The following is a 15,421-nucleotide window of genomic DNA, read 5'->3' on the forward strand; positions in this document are numbered from 1 at the left end:
CCATGGCCCAAGACGACCTCTCGACCCTGCTGGAACAACTGGAACACCCCACCACCGGGGTGGATCGCCATATTTGGCTGATCCGCTTGATCACCTGGGTGCGCGGAGCCGAAGACGCGCCGGAAGCACCCGTTGCACGCGTGACGCTGCTACTGGATGTGCTGGCCGCGCGCCCCCACACCACCAGCCTGCTGCGCAGCTGGTGGGCCGAACTGCTGGGTACTGTCGACGGCAGCACCTTGCTCTCGGACTACGGCTTCGGGTCCCGCAACGCCTTCATGAGCGAGCTCATGGAGCGCCTGAACCGCAAGCTCTTACCGGCCACGCCGGAAACCCAAGATGCCTCCGAATTGTTTGCGCTGGTGCTCAACGACCCGCGGGATGCGCGCTGGATCGCTGCACTCCCGGCAGAAGCCCTGACACGGCTGGCAACCCTGCTCTCTTTGTCGGTGCCGCCCCCCGGGCCTGTGGGTGCTTTGCGGCCAGTCAGCGTCTGGCAACACACCTTGCTCAATGCATTGACGTTTTGTGTCAGCCAGATTCGGGCCACAGGCTTCTCCCAGGAAATGCGGCTGCGCATGAGCAGCCCGGTGCGGGATGGCAGCCCGTTCCACACCCTTGCCGCCGACCTCGACAAGGTCATCGACACCTGGCTGGGCGGCGCCAACACCGGGGCTGCCGCGCAGCACTTCCGCACCCAGCTGGATGCCTGCCGGCAGGCCGCTGCCACGGTGTACTCCCACCTGGATGCGCATGGCATTTCGGTAGATCTGGTGTTCCGCCTTCGCCAGCTCCGCGAGCGGGTCTTGCGGGTGCGCGCTTTGCTGGACTGCCTGCTCGACGACACCGACCACACCAGCACCGCCAGGCTGCTCTCGCACCTGGCCAGCGTCGGACAAGAGCAACGCAGCGTGGGCGCCTTGATTGCCTCCAACTCCTCGCTGCTGGCGGCCAAGGTGGCAGAGCGCAGCTCTGAGACCGGCGAACACTACATCACCCGCAACCGCGCGGAATACCGGGCCATGCTCGGCAACGCGGCTGGCGGCGGGGCCTTGACGGCCCTGACCACCGCCATGAAGTTCGGCATCATGGCGCTGGGGCTGTCTGCGTTCTGGTACGGGTTCTGGTCGGGCGTGATGTATGCCGCCAGCTTTGTGCTGATCCAGATGCTGCACTTCACGCTGGCCACCAAGCAGCCTGCGATGACGGCCCCTGCCATGGCCGCCAAATTGAAAGACATTTCAGACTCGCAAGCGCTGCAGGCCTTTGTGGACGAGGTCACCCACCTGGTGCGCTCGCAGATGGCGGCCATATTGGGCAACGTGGTCTTGGTGTTTCCGGTCACGGTGCTGCTGTCCGCCGCCATGGTGTTGACCACCGGCGCGCCCATGCTCACCCCCGAAAAAGCGGATTACGTGCTGCACTCGCTTACGCTGCTCGGGCCCTCGTTGCTGTTTGCAGCGTTCACCGGCGTGTTGCTTTTCTCGAGCAGCATTGTGGCGGGCTGGGTCGAAAACTGGTTTGTGCTGCACCGCCTGGACTCCGCCATCCGCTACAACCCCCGCATCACCGCGTGGCTGGGTGCGCTGCGGGCCGATCGCTGGGCCCAGTTCATGCGGCACAACATCTCGGGCTTGGCGGCCAACATCTCGCTGGGCATGATGCTCGGCTTGGTCCCCGCCATCCTGGCATTCCTGGGCCCTGCCCTCGATGTGCGCCACGTCACGCTGTCAGCCGGTCAATTGGGCGCGGCCTGCGCGGCGCTGGGCTGGGAGGTGGTGCGCAGCCCGGCCCTGTGGTGGGCGGCAGCCAGCATCCCGCTGATCGGCCTGCTGAACGTGGGCGTGAGCTTTTACCTCGCATTCAGGGTGGCTCTGCAGGCTCACAACATCTCGGGGGTAGACCGCTCCCGCATCCGGTCGGCCATCTGGCAACGTCTGCGCGTAGCCCCGATGAGCTTTTTGTGGCCCGCCAAAGAATGAGTTCCCTTGGTGAGTTTGAGCTGATCGCGCAGTACTTTGCGCGCGCCCACCGGCCTCTGCCCACCCAGGTGGTGCTGGGCATTGGCGACGACTGCGCCTTGCTACAACCCACCCCCGGCATGCAATGGGCCATCAGCAGCGACATGCTGGTCAGCGGGCGCCACTTTTTTGCCGATGTGGATCCGCGCACCTTGGGCCACAAGGCACTGGCCGTGAACCTGAGCGATCTGGCCGCCTGCGGCGCTACGCCCGTGGGCTTTACCTTGGCGCTGAGCCTTCCGGAAGCCAATGCCCAATGGCTGCATGACTTTTCGCAAGGGCTGTTTGCGTTGGCCGATGCCCATAGCTGCCCCTTGGTAGGTGGCGATACTACCCAAGGCCCGCTCAACATCTGCATCACCGTGTTTGGCGAAATACCGCCCGGCCAAGCGCTGCTGCGTAGCGGAGCGCAAGCGGGCGACGACATCTGGGTCAGCGGCACGCTGGGCGACGCGGCCTTGGCGCTGCATTGCCTCTGGGGCCGCGATGCACTGCCGGCGCCCGACTTGGCACGAGCCCGCCAGCGCCTGGAGCAACCCAGCCCCCGGGTCGCCCTGGGCCAAGCCTTGCGCGGTGTCGCCCACGCCGCGGCCGATGTCAGCGACGGCTTGTTGGGCGACCTGGGCCACATTCTCAAAGCCAGCAAGGTTGGCGCTGATTTGATGGCCGCCGACGCTATGAATTTAATAGCTAGCAGCGCATATTCCACGAGCGCTAACGGCCTATTTGACCCTCAATCGAATCGTACTGCTGCAGTGCTCGAATATGTGCTGAGCGGCGGCGACGACTACGAACTCGTGTTTACCGCAGCCCCGGCGGAGCGCGAGGCCATTGCCGCTGCAGGCACGAAGAGCAACACCCGGGTCACCCGTGTTGGCACAGTGACCTCAGCACCTGGCGTGCGGGTACTGTGGCCGGACGGCAGCCAGGCACTTGGCAAGTGGGCCAGCTTTGACCATTTCAAAGCGGTAGCCACACCGGGGTCCTAAAGGGTCATGAAGGGGCAGCGAAAGACCAGTGGGCGCCCGTGCTGCCCCGCCCCCTAGTTCAACAGCGAGTAACGATGCGCTAGCTCCGGGGGAATATCCTCCGCCGATGTCATCGGCATGGCCGAGGTAGTGGGCGGGCTGAGGTTTTCTCCGGACCCGAGCGCGTCCCGCGCCCGCAGGTTCAAACTGCGGGCAGGCTCTAACGAAGGGCTGCCCAAGAAAAAGCCCTGTGCAATATCCACCTCCAAGGCCTTCATCGTCAGCAGTTCCTCCCCAGTTTCCACCGACTTGGCCACCAGCAAGGCGTTTTGCGTGCGGGCAATCCGCACCAGGCTGCGCACCATCCGGCTTTGTTCTGATTCGGTGGCGATGTTGTGGGTCCACCGGGGCGCCATCTTCACCATGTTCGGGAGCAAAACACTCCAGGCGTTCATGCTTTTTTCGGAGGCACTGAAGTTATCGAGCGCCACCGTGACACCGGCCGTCCGCAAGGGGGACAAGGCGTCGAGCAAGGCGTCAAGCTTGTGCACACGGGTGTAGCCGGACACATCCAAACCGACATGCTTGGGGTTGATCCGGTGTTTGTGCATCAGCTGCAACAAACTCGCGGTGCCCTGCGACTGCTGAAGCTGCACCAAAGACTGGGCGCTGAAATTCACAAACAGCTTGCCTTTGCCGATCTGCGAGGACCATTGCTCCATCACCGCTTCCAGGCAGGTGAGCTCCAACTCTTGGAGACAGTTCTCTTTCTCAGCGGTCTTCCAGAGATCTTCCAAACTCGTATCAGCCAGGGTGCGGGGGGGCGCACCAAGGCCTCTTGCCCGAGCACGATACCGGTGCGCAAGTCCACCATGGGCTGAAACACCGGTGCCAGGCCTTCGCTGCCCAGCAACTGCATCACATTGCGCCCCCGGGCTCGTGGTGCCCGGCGCAACCAGCTCCCCATTTTCGATAACCATTCAGACATTCCAACCCTTTCAAAAACCCGCAAAGCTCTCCCGCTGCGGCGGGGCCAAGGCCCCTCGCGGAAGAGACCGTTTCCTTCAAGACCGGTAGCAGGTGACAGTCCACCACCGATCCTGTGGATTCGCCGACAACACTGCCCGCGAACCCCTCATGCCCACCATGTCCGGCAATTACACGCCGCTTGCCGATCGAACGCAAGCCGGAGCCTCGGACGTGCCCGAATTGCCCCGAAAATCAGGGCATGAGCCGCCTCTCTCTCACCCGGACCAAGATCTACAACACCGTCGCCCGGCAGCTGCATGGGCAAGTGCCCTGCTGGGTTTGCGGTCAACACGTCACCCCCGAAGACGCCACGCTGGAGCACATCCGCCCCCAAAGCGAGGGCGGCAGCAGCCACCTGGAAAATTTGGCCATCAGCCATGGCACCTGTAACCGGGGACGCCACATTCCACAACAGGCCGCCTGAGAGGTCTAGGCGCTGGAGGTAAAACTTTGTAAACCTCGCTGTCTTGCGTCAGCCGGGCGGGCCCGCCCCGGTGCTGCAAGTCGACCACGGCTTTGGGTAAGCTGTACCCATGAACAAACACCTCGCGGCCTATGCGGCCACCGCCCTTGTGCTTTTGATGCTCGATGTGTTGTGGATCGGCGGGCTGGCCCAGTCCCTCTACCAAGAGGGCATCGGCCACCTGATGGCGGAGCAACCCCGGCTTGGCGTGGCTGCATTGTTTTATGTGCTGTATCCCATAGGTTTGCTGGTGTTTGTTGTAGCCCCCCGGGGGGTGACTGACGACTGGCCCGCCACTTTGTTGCGCGGCGCGCTGTTCGGACTCGTGGCCTATGCCACTTATGACCTGACCAACCTGGCCACGCTCAAAGAGTGGCCGGCAGGGCTGGCGATGCTGGACATGGCATGGGGATGTGTGGCGAGCTGCGGAGCTGCTTCCGCGGGAAGACTGGCATTTCAGCGCTTTGCATAAATAAGGGTTTGGGCGCTTATGGGCCTTGTGCCCCTCAGGCTCCAGCATAGTGAATGAAGGTGCTGCTGACATAGCATTGTCAACAGGCTGCAAAAGTTTCGTCATCAAAACGTCGTCATATTCCTGCAACGCGCTTGGCGCAGGATGCTTGCTGTTGCATTTTTCGAAGAGGTTTTGCCATGGCAGTGTCTGAACAACGCGTCCACACCCGCGCCACCTATTTCCGGATAGGTACCGGGACGCAGACAGCGTCTTACTTTGTATTCCGCGATGCGAACAAGCCCGACGCGATTGCCGCGCTGATATTGGACATCAGCGAAGGAGGGGTGCAAATCCTGTCGCAAGCGGGCTCCTACCTCACCGGCAAATCATTCCGTCTGGATTTGCATGTGGCCAGTGCGGACGGGTTCGAGGTGGTGGATGGCGGCGAAGTCCAGTGGGTCTGGTCGCAGCCCGACGGCATTTACACCCGCAGCGGCTTTGTGTCGCGCGCCGAGGGCCACAGCTTGGCCACCCTGCTGCAAGGCCTGCCGGTGCAGAACGAGCAGGTGATCCGCTGCGCGCTCTATCCCGTGGGTCACATGGCGATGGCCTGAGCGGCAGAGGTTTTGGCAAGTGCGCGGGCGGCTTGGGTCTGCCCGCAATACCTGATTGCTAATAGCGCCAGCCCCTCCCTGAACCGCTGGAATCGCGCCGAGGGCACCACCACCGAGGCGCTGACGGTGCTCAACCTAGTGCGCTATGGGGTAGGCATCGCCCGCCTGAATGACCTGATGGCAGCACCCTTGGTACGCTCTGGCGAACTGGTGCCCTTGCTGCAAACGCATTTCGGCGGTGGCCGCGTCCCCATCTTTGCTGTGATGCTGCAGAAGCGGCACCGCTTGCCAAAAGTCCGCACTTGTCTGGATTACCGGGCGGAATGGATTGCCGGCATGTCCTGACGCACTCGACGAAAAACATTCGCAGCGAAAAGATGCCGGGAGGACGTGCTAATCCGCTTTAGCACACTGCCTGCGCCGTTGAATAATCGGGGGATGAGCGAACCTGTCACCCTGATTCCCCTCGATACCCAGACCGGCGAACCCCTGTACCCACCCCGCCCGCGCAAACCGGCCGGGCCTACCGCCCAATTCATGTTCTCCCACCCGGCGCATGTGATTGCGCTGGGCTTGGGCTCCGGCCTGTCGCGGATTGCACCCGGCACCTCCGGCACCTTGTGGGCCTGGGTGGCGTTCATTGCGCTGTCGCAGTGGCTGGGGGAGTTCGGCTGGGGCGTGTTGATTGCCCTGAGCATTCCGGTGGGCTGGTGGGCCAGCACTGTCACCGCACGCAACATGGGCGTGCTGGACCCGGGCAACATCGTGATCGACGAGATCGTGGCGTTCTGGCTGGTGCTTTGGCTGGTCACGCCCACCTCGCTGGTGGGGCAGGCACTGGCCTTCGGCCTGTTCCGCTACTTTGACGCGGCCAAACCCGGACCGGTGGGCTGGGCCGACCGGCTCTTCCATGGCCTGCAGGCCGACACCGACCGTTTTGCTTGGACCAAGGCCGGCTGGGGCATCATGCTCGACGACCTGGTGGCAGCCGGCTGCACGCTGATGGTGATTGCCATCTGGAGGTTTGCGTGAGCGCAACACCCAATCACCCGCTATCAAATCAGGAGCTGCTCGCGCATATTCCATGTGCGCCCTTGGCCGATTTGATGCTGAAACGCCAATGGATGCTGGCTACTGCCGAGAGCTGCACCGGCGGCATGATTGCAGCTGCCTGCACTGAGCTGGCGGGGTCGAGTGCCTGGTTTGAGCGCGGCTTTGTGACCTATTCCAACGAAGCCAAGTCCGACATGCTGGGCGTGCCGGCTGAACTGATTGCCACCCACGGTGCGGTGAGCGAGCCGGTGGCACGGGCCATGGCCAGTGGCGCCTTGCAACACTCCAGGGGCCAAGTGGCCCTGTCGGTGACCGGCATAGCCGGACCGAGTGGCGGCAGCCCTGACAAGCCGGTGGGCACGGTCTGGTTCGGCTGGGCCACACCCGATGGTGTGTGGAGCGACATGCAGCGCTTTGATGGCGACCGCGCCGCAGTCCGCACCGCGACCCTGCGCCACAGCCTCACGCGGCTGGTGGAGCTGCTCACACCTGCGACCTGAAAAGCCGCATTAACGTTTGGGCTTGGCGGGCGTGCGCTCTGGCGCCGGGGCTATGGCATTCAAGCGGCAGCCCGGCCAATTGAGCTTTTCTGTGTAAGCGGGCGTGCGCTTCAGTGCCCGCAAGCCGCGGTTGAAGGCCTGCAAGCGGGCCGCACTGTCGGGCAGTTTGTCGCTGAACATCACATGGGTGGTGAAGTTAGGGGCAAAGAGTCGCGGGTGCGCCCGCAGGTCTTGCACCTCGCTGTCCATGAAATGGTGCTGCATCAGGTAGCACGCCACGTTGCGCTCCATAGGCACCACATCCAAACGCCCGCCAATCAACAAGCGCAGGCTCGCCAGGTCATCTGGCGCGGTGACCGTGTTCAAAGTGCCCGCCTTCAGCAGAGCCAGGAACTCCGGGGTGTAGGTGTAAGACTGCACCACCCCAATGCGCAGGCCCTTCAGGTCAATAAGCCCCTTCCAGTCGAACGGAGCTTCCTTGAAAGCGGCCTGGCGGTACACCAGCACCCATTGCTCGGTCAGCACGTTGTCACTGATCAGAAAACCTTTGTCCCGCTCAGGGTTGCGACCCCAATAGGCCGTGGCATCCCACAAGCCGGCGCGCGACTCTTCGAGGGTGCGGGTCCAGGGCTTGAAGGTGTACTCCACCTCAAACCCCTCCAAGGCGAAGGCGCGCCGGACAATGTCCAGTGCAATACCCTGGTCAGGCCGCTCCTGGGTGGCATAGGGCGCAAACTGGCCGGTCGCAAGCCGAAGCACCTCGGCGGCAGCCGGCGCGCACGCGCACGCCAGCGACAGCAGCGCGGCCCCGATGCTGGAGCGAAAAGCTTGCAGTTGAAAACTGGTGAAGCCCATCGATGTCATGCCTGTGTGAATCCCTTGATCATCATAGTGCGGCCTGTGGCTATTGCACGAGGGACAAGCCCTGTTTTACAAATCACTTAGCCTTAGACCCCGGTTTTGCACACGCATGGAGACACACATGTCCTGGTTTGATGGTTTCGAGCAACGCGATTTCGAGGTCCACGGAGTGCGCATCCACGCCCGGGTACCCCAGGACGCGCAGGGGGACAGGCCCGCGCTTTTGCTCTTGCATGGCTTCCCGCAAACCCATGTGCTGTGGCACCGGGTGGCACAGCAGCTGGCCCAGGACTTCTACCTGGTCATGCCGGATTTGCGCGGCTACGGTGACTCCAGCAAACCCACCGGCCTTACGGACCACAGCAACTACAGCAAACGCGCACTGGCCGCCGATGTGGTGGCCGTGATGGATGCGCTGGGCATCGCCCGCTTCGGCATCTGCGGGCATGACCGGGGCGGGCGCGTCGCCCACCGGCTCGCAGTGGACCACCCGGAACGGGTGCAAGGCCTGTGCGTGATCGACATCGCCCCCACGCTAGACATGTACGCCGCCACCGACTTTGCCTATGCCAGTGCGTATTACCACTGGTTCCACCTGATTCAGCCCACACCTTTGCCCGAGACCATGATCCTGGGCGCGCCCCTGCCCTATCTGCACACCAAGCTGGGCGGCTGGGGCGGCACCGGCACCGCCTTCATTGAGCCGCAGGCCATGGCGGAATACGAGCGCTGTTTTTTGCTGCCGGGCACGGTGCACAGCATGTGCGAGGACTACCGGGCCAGCGCAGGCATAGACCTCGAACACGACCGCGCCAGCCGGGCACTGCCGAACGGAGCCGGGCGCATTGCCTGCAACACCCTCGTGTTGTGGGGCGAGCGGGGCGTGGTGAACCGCCTGTTTGATCCGCTGGCACTGTGGCAGGCCCAATGTGCAGCGACAGTCACCGGCGCAGCCATGTCCGCAGGCCACTTCATCCCCGAAGAGCTTCCCGAGCTCACTGCGCGCTATTTGAAGGAGTTCTTCCATGGGTGAGGGCACCGGAATCACCCATTTGCCCCATGGTGGCAGCGCCATCGTCATTGGCGCCGGCGGCGGTATCGGCGCTGCGCTGTTGCGCAGCCTGGAAGCTTCTGGCCAGTTTGAAACAGTCTGGGGCTTGGGGCGCCACACGACGCCAGCGTTGGACCTGCTGGATGAAGACAGCATCCGGACATCGGCACAGGCTATTCAAGCCGCCGGTCTACCCGTTCGGCTGGTGCTGGATGCGACCGGTTTTCTGCACAACGACACCTGGAGCCCGGAGAAAAGCTGGCAACAGCTCGACCCCGCGCACATGGCGCACAGTTTCGCCATCAATGCCATCGGGCCGGCGCTGCTCATGAAGCACTTTTTGCCGCTGTTGACCCGCGAAGGGAAAACGGCTTTCGTCACCTTATCAGCCAAGGTGGGCAGCATCGGCGATAACCGGCTGGGCGGGTGGTACAGCTACCGCGCGAGCAAAGCGGCACTAAACCAACTGGTGCACACCGCAGCCATTGAGTTAAAGCGCCGCCACCCGCATGCGGTGTGTGTCGCCCTGCACCCAGGCACGGTAGACACCGGCCTGTCCACCCCGTTTGCAAAAACCGGACTGGATGTGCGCACACCAGACGCCGCCGCCGAACGCCTGCTGGCAGTGATCCACCACCTGCAGCCGGAGCAGAGCGGCGGATTCATCAATCACGATGGCACAGAGTTGCCGTGGTGACCTAGCTGGCTTAAGCGCCGTGGCACTTCTTGTACTTTTTGCCGCTGCCGCAATGGCAAGGGTCGTTGCGGCCGGGTTCAGCTTCCTTGCGCACGGTCTCGACACGGGGGCCGAAATTGCGCCATAGTTCGCGCAGGTCGTAGACCGCCCACACGGCATCTGAAAAGTCATTGATGCGGCGCTGGCTCACACTGGCCGGGCCGTTGTCGTCAAACACCGAAATCGTGGGTTCGTCGGTGTCGTCTTCGGTGAGCGCGACGATGGCTTGCAAAGAGGCGTCCAGCCACTTTTCCGCCTCTTTGTCGCGCGGGGCGGCCCACTCTTCCGGCCAGGATTCCACGGCGAACATGAAGCCCAAGGCCCAGACCTGTCCGAATGAGGGCAAGTCTTCGCCCTCCATCTTCGCGCGGTCTTCCTCCGGCAAAGAGGCGACCGCACCGCGGACATCCATCACCTCCGGGTGGTAGGCGTTTTCGTCATCCAGGCCGTTGATTTCCACACCCAAACCGCGCACAACATCGTCCCAGCGGCGGGTCCAGAGGGCCATGAAACGCGCGGCTTGAGCGGCATCCGTAAATCCACCGGCCTCGCCGGGGGCCGGGACTTCCATATCGAGGAGCACCGGGAAATATTCATCAGCCGCAATCGGGCGACGGCAAACCACGAGCGCGGCCATAAAGCCTTCGCAGAATTCCCATTGGGGAATTTCGTCATGGCGGGTCCGCAGATCGTCCAGGATGGTGTCAATTTCATCAAATTCCTCGGGGCTCAGGCTGTAGCCCTGGGACATTTCCAGATCAGTTGCGGATTCGGTCGGTGTATTGGTGGTCATAAGCTGTGCAAAGAGAGTGCAGGCTGGTATTGTCTCTCCGAAGGAGTGCCATGCCATGCTCAATACCCTGAATGCCGTTTTCCCGATTCGCTACACCGTGCTGGGGCTCAGTGTTTTCGCATTGCTGCTGAGCGTCTTCAGCGTGTTGGTGTTCGGTGTGGGCTTCGGCTCATTGCTGATCACCGGCTTGCTGGTCGGCGTGGGGGTGTACGACCTGCGCCAGACCAAACGATCTATCCTGCGCAACTACCCCATCATCGGTCATCTGCGCTTCATCCTCGAGTTTGTGCGGCCCGAGATACGCCAGTACTTTATCGAGAGCGACAACGAGGCCACGCCGTTCTCAAGATCTCAGCGTTCACTGGTGTACCAGCGGGCTAAAGGGGACCCAGACAAGCGGCCCTTTGGCACCCAGTTGGATGTCCATGCCGATGGCTACGAGTGGGTCAACCACTCGGTGTCGCCCACCAAAATCGCCTCGCACGATTTCCGCATCACCATCGGCGAGCACAGCGCCCAACCCTATTCAGCCAGCGTGTTCAACATTTCGGCCATGAGCTTCGGGTCGCTGAGTGCCAATGCCATCCTCGCGCTCAATAAAGGCGCCAAGCGGGGCAACTTTGCCCACGACACGGGCGAAGGCTCGATATCAACCCACCACCGGGTGCATGGTGGCGACTTGATCTGGGAGGTCGCGTCAGGCTACTTCGGCTGCCGCAATGACGACGGCAGTTTCAACGCCGACAAATTCGCAGACAACGCCCGCGACCCGCAGGTCAAAATGATTGAGCTCAAACTCAGCCAAGGGGCCAAGCCGGGCCATGGCGGCATGTTGCCGGGCCCCAAAGTCACCCCTGAGATTGCACAGGCACGCGGCGTACCGGTCGGGGTGGACTGCATTTCGCCGGCCTCGCACAGCGCGTTCTCCACCCCGATCGAAATGATGCAATTCATTGCCCGCTTGCGCGACCTCTCGGGCGGCAAGCCGACCGGCATGAAGCTGTGTATCGGCCATCCGTGGGAGTGGTTTGCGATGGTCAAAGCCATGTTGGAAACCGGCATCACCCCGGACTTTATTGTGGTGGATGGTGCCGAGGGCGGCACGGGAGCCGCACCCCTCGAATTCACTGACCACGTGGGCGCTCCGGTGCAAGAGGGCCTGCTGCTGGTACACAACACCTTGCGGGGCGTGGGCCTGCGGGATCGCGTAAAAATCGGGGTGGCCGGCAAAGTGGTGAGCGCATTTGATGTGGCCCGCTACATGGCGCTGGGGGCCGACTGGTGCAACAGCGCGCGGGGCTTCATGTTTGCCTTGGGTTGCATCCAGGCCCAACACTGCCACACGGGCCACTGCCCCACGGGCGTGACCACCCAAGACCCGTTGCGACAGCAAAGCCTGGTCGTGCCTGACAAGGCGGATCGGGTCTACAACTTCCACCAACAGACCTTGTTTGCGCTCAAGGAAATGGTGCAAGCCGTGGGGGTGTACCACCCGAACGAAATCACCGCCCATCACATCGTGCGCCGCAGCGACAACAAGGTCCGCTCGCTGGCACAGTTCATCCTGACCCAGTTGCCCAACGGCGCCTTGCTAGGCGAATCGGTGGCCAGCTTGCCCTTGATCTACCGCCAAACCTGGCCCCGGGCACAGGCCCACAGTTTTGCGCTCCGCCCCGAATAATGCAGTTCCAGCGGGCAGCGTTTTACAAGCGGGTTCTATGGCTGATGGCATGGCTCTGGTGCGTCGCATCTCCGGCGCTGGCCGGAGACGGCACACGGGTGCTGATGCTGGTTTCGTACCACCCGGGCATGGCGTGGAGCGATGCACAACTCGCCGGTGTGCGCACGGCCCTGGAGGGGGTCGCGCCACCGATTGACCTGCAAATCGAGTACCTCGACACCAAGCGCGTCGCGCCGAGCGACAAGCATTTCCGCCTGGTAGAGGCGGTCTTGATGAGCAAGATCGGGGCCTCTGCTCCGGCCTTGATTCTGGCCTCGGACGATGATGCCCTGGACCTGGCTTTGCAACTCCGCAAACGTCACTATCCGCAAGTGCCGGTGTTGTTCTCTGGCGTGGCGATCAGCCGCTCGGAAGCATTGGCTCGCGAAACCCGCATCGGTGGCGTGTTTGACGACGTGAACGTGGGCAGCAGCCTCATGGTGGTCCTCCGAATGCTCCCCGCCACCCGGCGCATCGTGGTGGTACACGACCAAAGCCGTACCAGCCTAGCCCAAGTCGAGACTCTGCGCGAAGGCTTGGCCGCGCAGCCACGGCTGGAGGTGGAATACCTGACCGACATACCCGCCGCCGCGGTGCAAGCGCGCTTGGCACAACTGGGGCCGCAGGACCTGGTGTTTGCACTGCCATTCAACCGGGATGCCAACGGCGCCCTCTTTAGCCACGAGGAGGCTGCAGACCTTTGGGCCAGCGCGTCGCGAGCGCCGGTCGCGGTAACCCGCGATGTCGCCATGCGGCCCGGGATTCTGGGTGGTTTTCTGGTGTCGGGGCTCGCCCAAGGGCAGGCCATGGGGGAACTGGCGAAGCAGCTCATCAGCGGCAGCGCCCCCCAACCCCTGCCGATGAAAGCAGCCCCGGTGCAGGCCACGTTTGACTACCCGCAACTCCAGCGCTGGGGCATAGACCCGGACCTGCTGCCGCCTGATGTGGTGGTGCTCAACCCACCGCCTAACCCGCTCGAAGACTTGCGCCCTTACTTGGTCTGGCTGGCCGCCTTGTTCGGGAGTCTGCTGATCATCATTGGCTTGCTGCTGTACGGCATTCGCAGCCGCCAGATCGCAGCGCGCGCACTGCAGCAAAGCGAGAAAAACTACCGCGACTTGTTTGACCACAGCCCGGACGGGATCCTGATCCAAGCGCTTCCCGCTGGGCACACGGTAGAGGTCAACCCGCGGTTTCTGGGCATGTTCGGCTACACCGCCATCGAGGCACGGCAACTGCAGTTCAAAGATTTGCGCGTGGAGGCGGGGGCTGCCCCTTTGACCCCGACACAGGCGACTGAGGCCCAGCTCCGCCGCAAAGACGGCAGCGTGTTCTGGGCCGAGGTCTCTGCGATCGAACTGCAGGTGGGCACGTCGAACCGTGCGGTCATCAACCTGCGTGATATCACCGACCGCAAGCGGGCCGAGTCGTTGGCGCAAGAGATGGAACACCGCATCCGGCAGATTTACGAAAACCTCCCGGTGGCTGTGTTTGCCATTGACGCCCAGCACCGCGTGACTTTCTGGAACCCGCAAATGACGCGCCTGACCGGCGTCAAAGCGCAAGACGTGGTGGGCACTACCGACAGTTGGCGCGGCATCTACCCTTCCAAACGCCCCTGCCTGCTGGATGTGCTGGTCGACGGTACCAAGGCCGATGACATCACCCGTTTCTTTGGCGACAACCTGCGAGCCAGCACCCATGTGCCCGGCGCGCTGGAGGGCGAAGGCTATTTCACGAATGCGGACCAGACACAGGGCATGTGGGGCCGCTTCTGCGCATCGCCGCTGCGTGACGCAGATGGCAGGATCACCGGTGCGATTGAAACCATGATCGACATCACGCCGCTCAAGCTCATCCAAACCGATCTGGAGACCCTGAACCGTGAACTTGAAGCCCGGGTGGAGACCCGCAATGCAGAGCTGCAGCGCGCCATGGGTCAGCTGCTGCAAAGTGAAAAGCTCGCCGCACTCGGCAGCCTGGTGGCTGGCATGGCCCATGAGCTCAACACGCCTATCGGCAACGTCTTGGCGGTCGCAAGCACCTTGACCGAAGATGCGGCCTCGTTTTCCCAAAAGCTGCTCTCTGGCAGTGCACGGCGGGGCGATGTTGAAAAAGGCGCACTCCGCCTGCAAGAAGCCAGCGTGTTGATCGAGCGCAACGCCGGCCGTGCAGCCAAGCTGATCAGCGACTTCAAAGAAGTAGCGGTGGACCAGACCAGCTCGCGCAGGCGCCATTTCTCGTTGCTGGAGGTCATGCAAGAAATTTTGCACACCACACAGCCGCTATTCAAAGGAAAGGGCCACACCGTCACACTCGATATCCCGCCTGACCTGGAACTCGACAGCTACCCCGGCCCGTTGGAACAAATCATGACCAATCTGTTGGCCAACTCGGTCCACCACGCGTTTGCAGCCGATGTGGCCGGCGCAATGGTGATTCGGGCTGAGTCGCAGGGTGAGCAGATCCTGCTGCACTACCGGGACAACGGCTGCGGCATTCCCGCGGCCAACTTGGCACACATTTTTGAGCCGTTTTACACCACCAAACTTGGCAAGGGCGGCAGCGGGCTTGGGATGTACCTTGTCTACAACCTGGTGAGCAATGTTCTTGGAGGGCGCATCCAGGTGCAAAGCCCGCCTGGCGAGGGCACCTGGGTGGACATCACGATCCCGCGCACTGCGCCGGACGTAGCCACCAACCCTTTGGCCAAAGGTGTCAGCCAGCCCGGATTCTGAGTTGCTATGCTTTAAATAGCAACACGCGCATGCGCACCGAGGGCTAGCAGCCTTTTTTCCATACAAAGTACCGCCTGGTCCTTGCTGAGCACGGTGCACCGGTGCGCGACCGCGAGGTCGATAAAGCGCTGGTCATCCGGGTCCTTGCAGGTCACCGGGGCCTTGTCGGCCACCGCCACGGTGTGTACCAGCGCATCGCGCGCAGCCAGCACCGCCTCGGGCAGCAGGGCATAAAACGCCAGACGTTTGGCGATTTGGGGGTAGGCCAGCACCCGCTCCAGCTCGTCCCGCATGGCGGGAGTCGCAATCCACCGCAGCGCGCCTGTGCTCAATGCGGCCTGCAAGGGCTGGGTCAGCGGGTCTTTGAACACCAACAGGTCAAGGACGATGTTGGTGTCGAGCACAATGCCCGGCGCCATC

General features: G+C 62.8%; 16 protein-coding genes. 12 read left to right on the forward strand and 4 right to left on the reverse strand.

The window, feature by feature from the left end:
- Nucleotides 1-2: 2 nt before the first annotated feature.
- Nucleotides 3-1,982: a site-specific recombinase gene (locus tag RAE19_RS07255; RefSeq protein WP_313874259.1), complete on the forward strand. Its 1,980-nt coding sequence runs from the start codon at nucleotides 3-5 to the stop codon at nucleotides 1,980-1,982.
- The gene (gene thiL, locus RAE19_RS07260; RefSeq protein WP_313874260.1) at nucleotides 1,979-3,010 is read left to right on the forward strand and encodes a thiamine-phosphate kinase; all 1,032 of its coding nucleotides are present in this window, start codon (nucleotides 1,979-1,981) and stop codon (nucleotides 3,008-3,010) included. Before RAE19_RS07255 ends, thiL begins: the two co-directional genes overlap by 4 nt.
- 53 nt (nucleotides 3,011-3,063) lie before the next feature.
- Here the strand turns inward: thiL and RAE19_RS07265 are convergent, their stop codons facing one another.
- The gene (locus tag RAE19_RS07265; protein ID WP_313874261.1) at nucleotides 3,064-3,786 is read right to left on the reverse strand and encodes an EAL domain-containing protein; all 723 of its coding nucleotides are present in this window, start codon (nucleotides 3,784-3,786) and stop codon (nucleotides 3,064-3,066) included.
- Nucleotides 3,787-4,217: 431 nt separating this feature from the next.
- Here RAE19_RS07265 and RAE19_RS07270 point away from each other — a divergent pair, with 431 nt between their 5' ends.
- The 6 genes from RAE19_RS07270 to RAE19_RS07295 all read left to right on the forward strand — a co-directional run bounded on the left by RAE19_RS07270 (nucleotide 4,218) and on the right by RAE19_RS07295 (nucleotide 7,102).
- Entirely contained in the window at nucleotides 4,218-4,442 is a 225-nt protein-coding gene (locus RAE19_RS07270; protein ID WP_313874262.1) for an HNH endonuclease, read from the forward strand.
- A gap of 109 nt (nucleotides 4,443-4,551) precedes the next feature.
- Nucleotides 4,552-4,953, forward strand: a complete 402-nt coding sequence (locus RAE19_RS07275; protein ID WP_313874263.1) for a DUF2177 family protein — start codon at nucleotides 4,552-4,554, stop codon at nucleotides 4,951-4,953.
- Nucleotides 4,954-5,132: 179 nt separating this feature from the next.
- Nucleotides 5,133-5,549, forward strand: a complete 417-nt coding sequence (locus RAE19_RS07280) for a PilZ domain-containing protein (protein WP_313874264.1) — start codon at nucleotides 5,133-5,135, stop codon at nucleotides 5,547-5,549.
- Between the two features lie 12 nt (nucleotides 5,550-5,561).
- Nucleotides 5,562-5,894, forward strand: a complete 333-nt coding sequence (locus tag RAE19_RS07285) for a LysR substrate-binding domain-containing protein (protein ID WP_313874265.1) — start codon at nucleotides 5,562-5,564, stop codon at nucleotides 5,892-5,894.
- A 93-nt stretch (nucleotides 5,895-5,987) separates the two neighbouring features.
- Nucleotides 5,988-6,581 carry a phosphatidylglycerophosphatase A family protein gene (locus RAE19_RS07290; protein ID WP_428983726.1) on the forward strand — a complete coding sequence of 198 codons (594 nt, stop codon included), beginning with the start codon at nucleotides 5,988-5,990 and terminating at the stop codon, nucleotides 6,579-6,581.
- Between the two features lie 74 nt (nucleotides 6,582-6,655).
- Complete coding sequence (locus RAE19_RS07295; RefSeq protein WP_313876194.1) at nucleotides 6,656-7,102, forward strand: CinA family protein; 447 nt, start codon at nucleotides 6,656-6,658, stop codon at nucleotides 7,100-7,102.
- A 9-nt stretch (nucleotides 7,103-7,111) separates the two neighbouring features.
- Here the strand turns inward: RAE19_RS07295 and RAE19_RS07300 are convergent, their stop codons facing one another.
- On the reverse strand, nucleotides 7,112-7,966 hold the full coding sequence (locus tag RAE19_RS07300) for a substrate-binding periplasmic protein (RefSeq protein ID WP_313874266.1): 855 nt from the start codon (nucleotides 7,964-7,966) through the stop codon (nucleotides 7,112-7,114).
- 118 nt (nucleotides 7,967-8,084) lie between these two features.
- On the opposite strand from RAE19_RS07300, the gene RAE19_RS07305 reads away from it, so the two are divergent.
- Both RAE19_RS07305 and RAE19_RS07310 read left to right on the forward strand, forming a co-directional pair.
- Nucleotides 8,085-8,996, forward strand: coding sequence for an alpha/beta fold hydrolase (locus RAE19_RS07305; protein ID WP_313874267.1), 912 nt, complete (start codon nucleotides 8,085-8,087; stop codon nucleotides 8,994-8,996).
- The gene (locus RAE19_RS07310) at nucleotides 8,989-9,711 is read left to right on the forward strand and encodes an SDR family NAD(P)-dependent oxidoreductase (RefSeq protein ID WP_313874268.1); all 723 of its coding nucleotides are present in this window, start codon (nucleotides 8,989-8,991) and stop codon (nucleotides 9,709-9,711) included. Before RAE19_RS07305 ends, RAE19_RS07310 begins: the two co-directional genes overlap by 8 nt.
- 10 nt (nucleotides 9,712-9,721) lie before the next feature.
- Here the strand turns inward: RAE19_RS07310 and RAE19_RS07315 are convergent, their stop codons facing one another.
- Nucleotides 9,722-10,543, reverse strand: coding sequence for a UPF0149 family protein (locus RAE19_RS07315; RefSeq protein ID WP_313874269.1), 822 nt, complete (start codon nucleotides 10,541-10,543; stop codon nucleotides 9,722-9,724).
- Nucleotides 10,544-10,598: 55 nt separating this feature from the next.
- Here RAE19_RS07315 and RAE19_RS07320 point away from each other — a divergent pair, with 55 nt between their 5' ends.
- The gene (locus tag RAE19_RS07320; RefSeq protein ID WP_313874270.1) at nucleotides 10,599-12,224 is read left to right on the forward strand and encodes an FMN-binding glutamate synthase family protein; all 1,626 of its coding nucleotides are present in this window, start codon (nucleotides 10,599-10,601) and stop codon (nucleotides 12,222-12,224) included.
- The gene (locus RAE19_RS07325; RefSeq protein ID WP_313874271.1) at nucleotides 12,224-15,001 is read left to right on the forward strand and encodes a sensor histidine kinase; all 2,778 of its coding nucleotides are present in this window, start codon (nucleotides 12,224-12,226) and stop codon (nucleotides 14,999-15,001) included. Before RAE19_RS07320 ends, RAE19_RS07325 begins: the two co-directional genes overlap by 1 nt.
- An 11-nt stretch (nucleotides 15,002-15,012) precedes the next feature.
- Here the strand turns inward: RAE19_RS07325 and RAE19_RS07330 are convergent, their stop codons facing one another.
- Nucleotides 15,013-15,420: a putative toxin-antitoxin system toxin component, PIN family gene (locus RAE19_RS07330; protein WP_313874272.1), complete on the reverse strand. Its 408-nt coding sequence runs from the start codon at nucleotides 15,418-15,420 to the stop codon at nucleotides 15,013-15,015.
- Nucleotide 15,421 lies beyond the last annotated feature (1 nt).

Origin of the sequence: Rhodoferax potami, from assembly GCF_032193805.1 — a bacterium.
Taxonomy (GTDB): domain Bacteria; phylum Pseudomonadota; class Gammaproteobacteria; order Burkholderiales; family Burkholderiaceae_C; genus Allorhodoferax; species Allorhodoferax potami_A.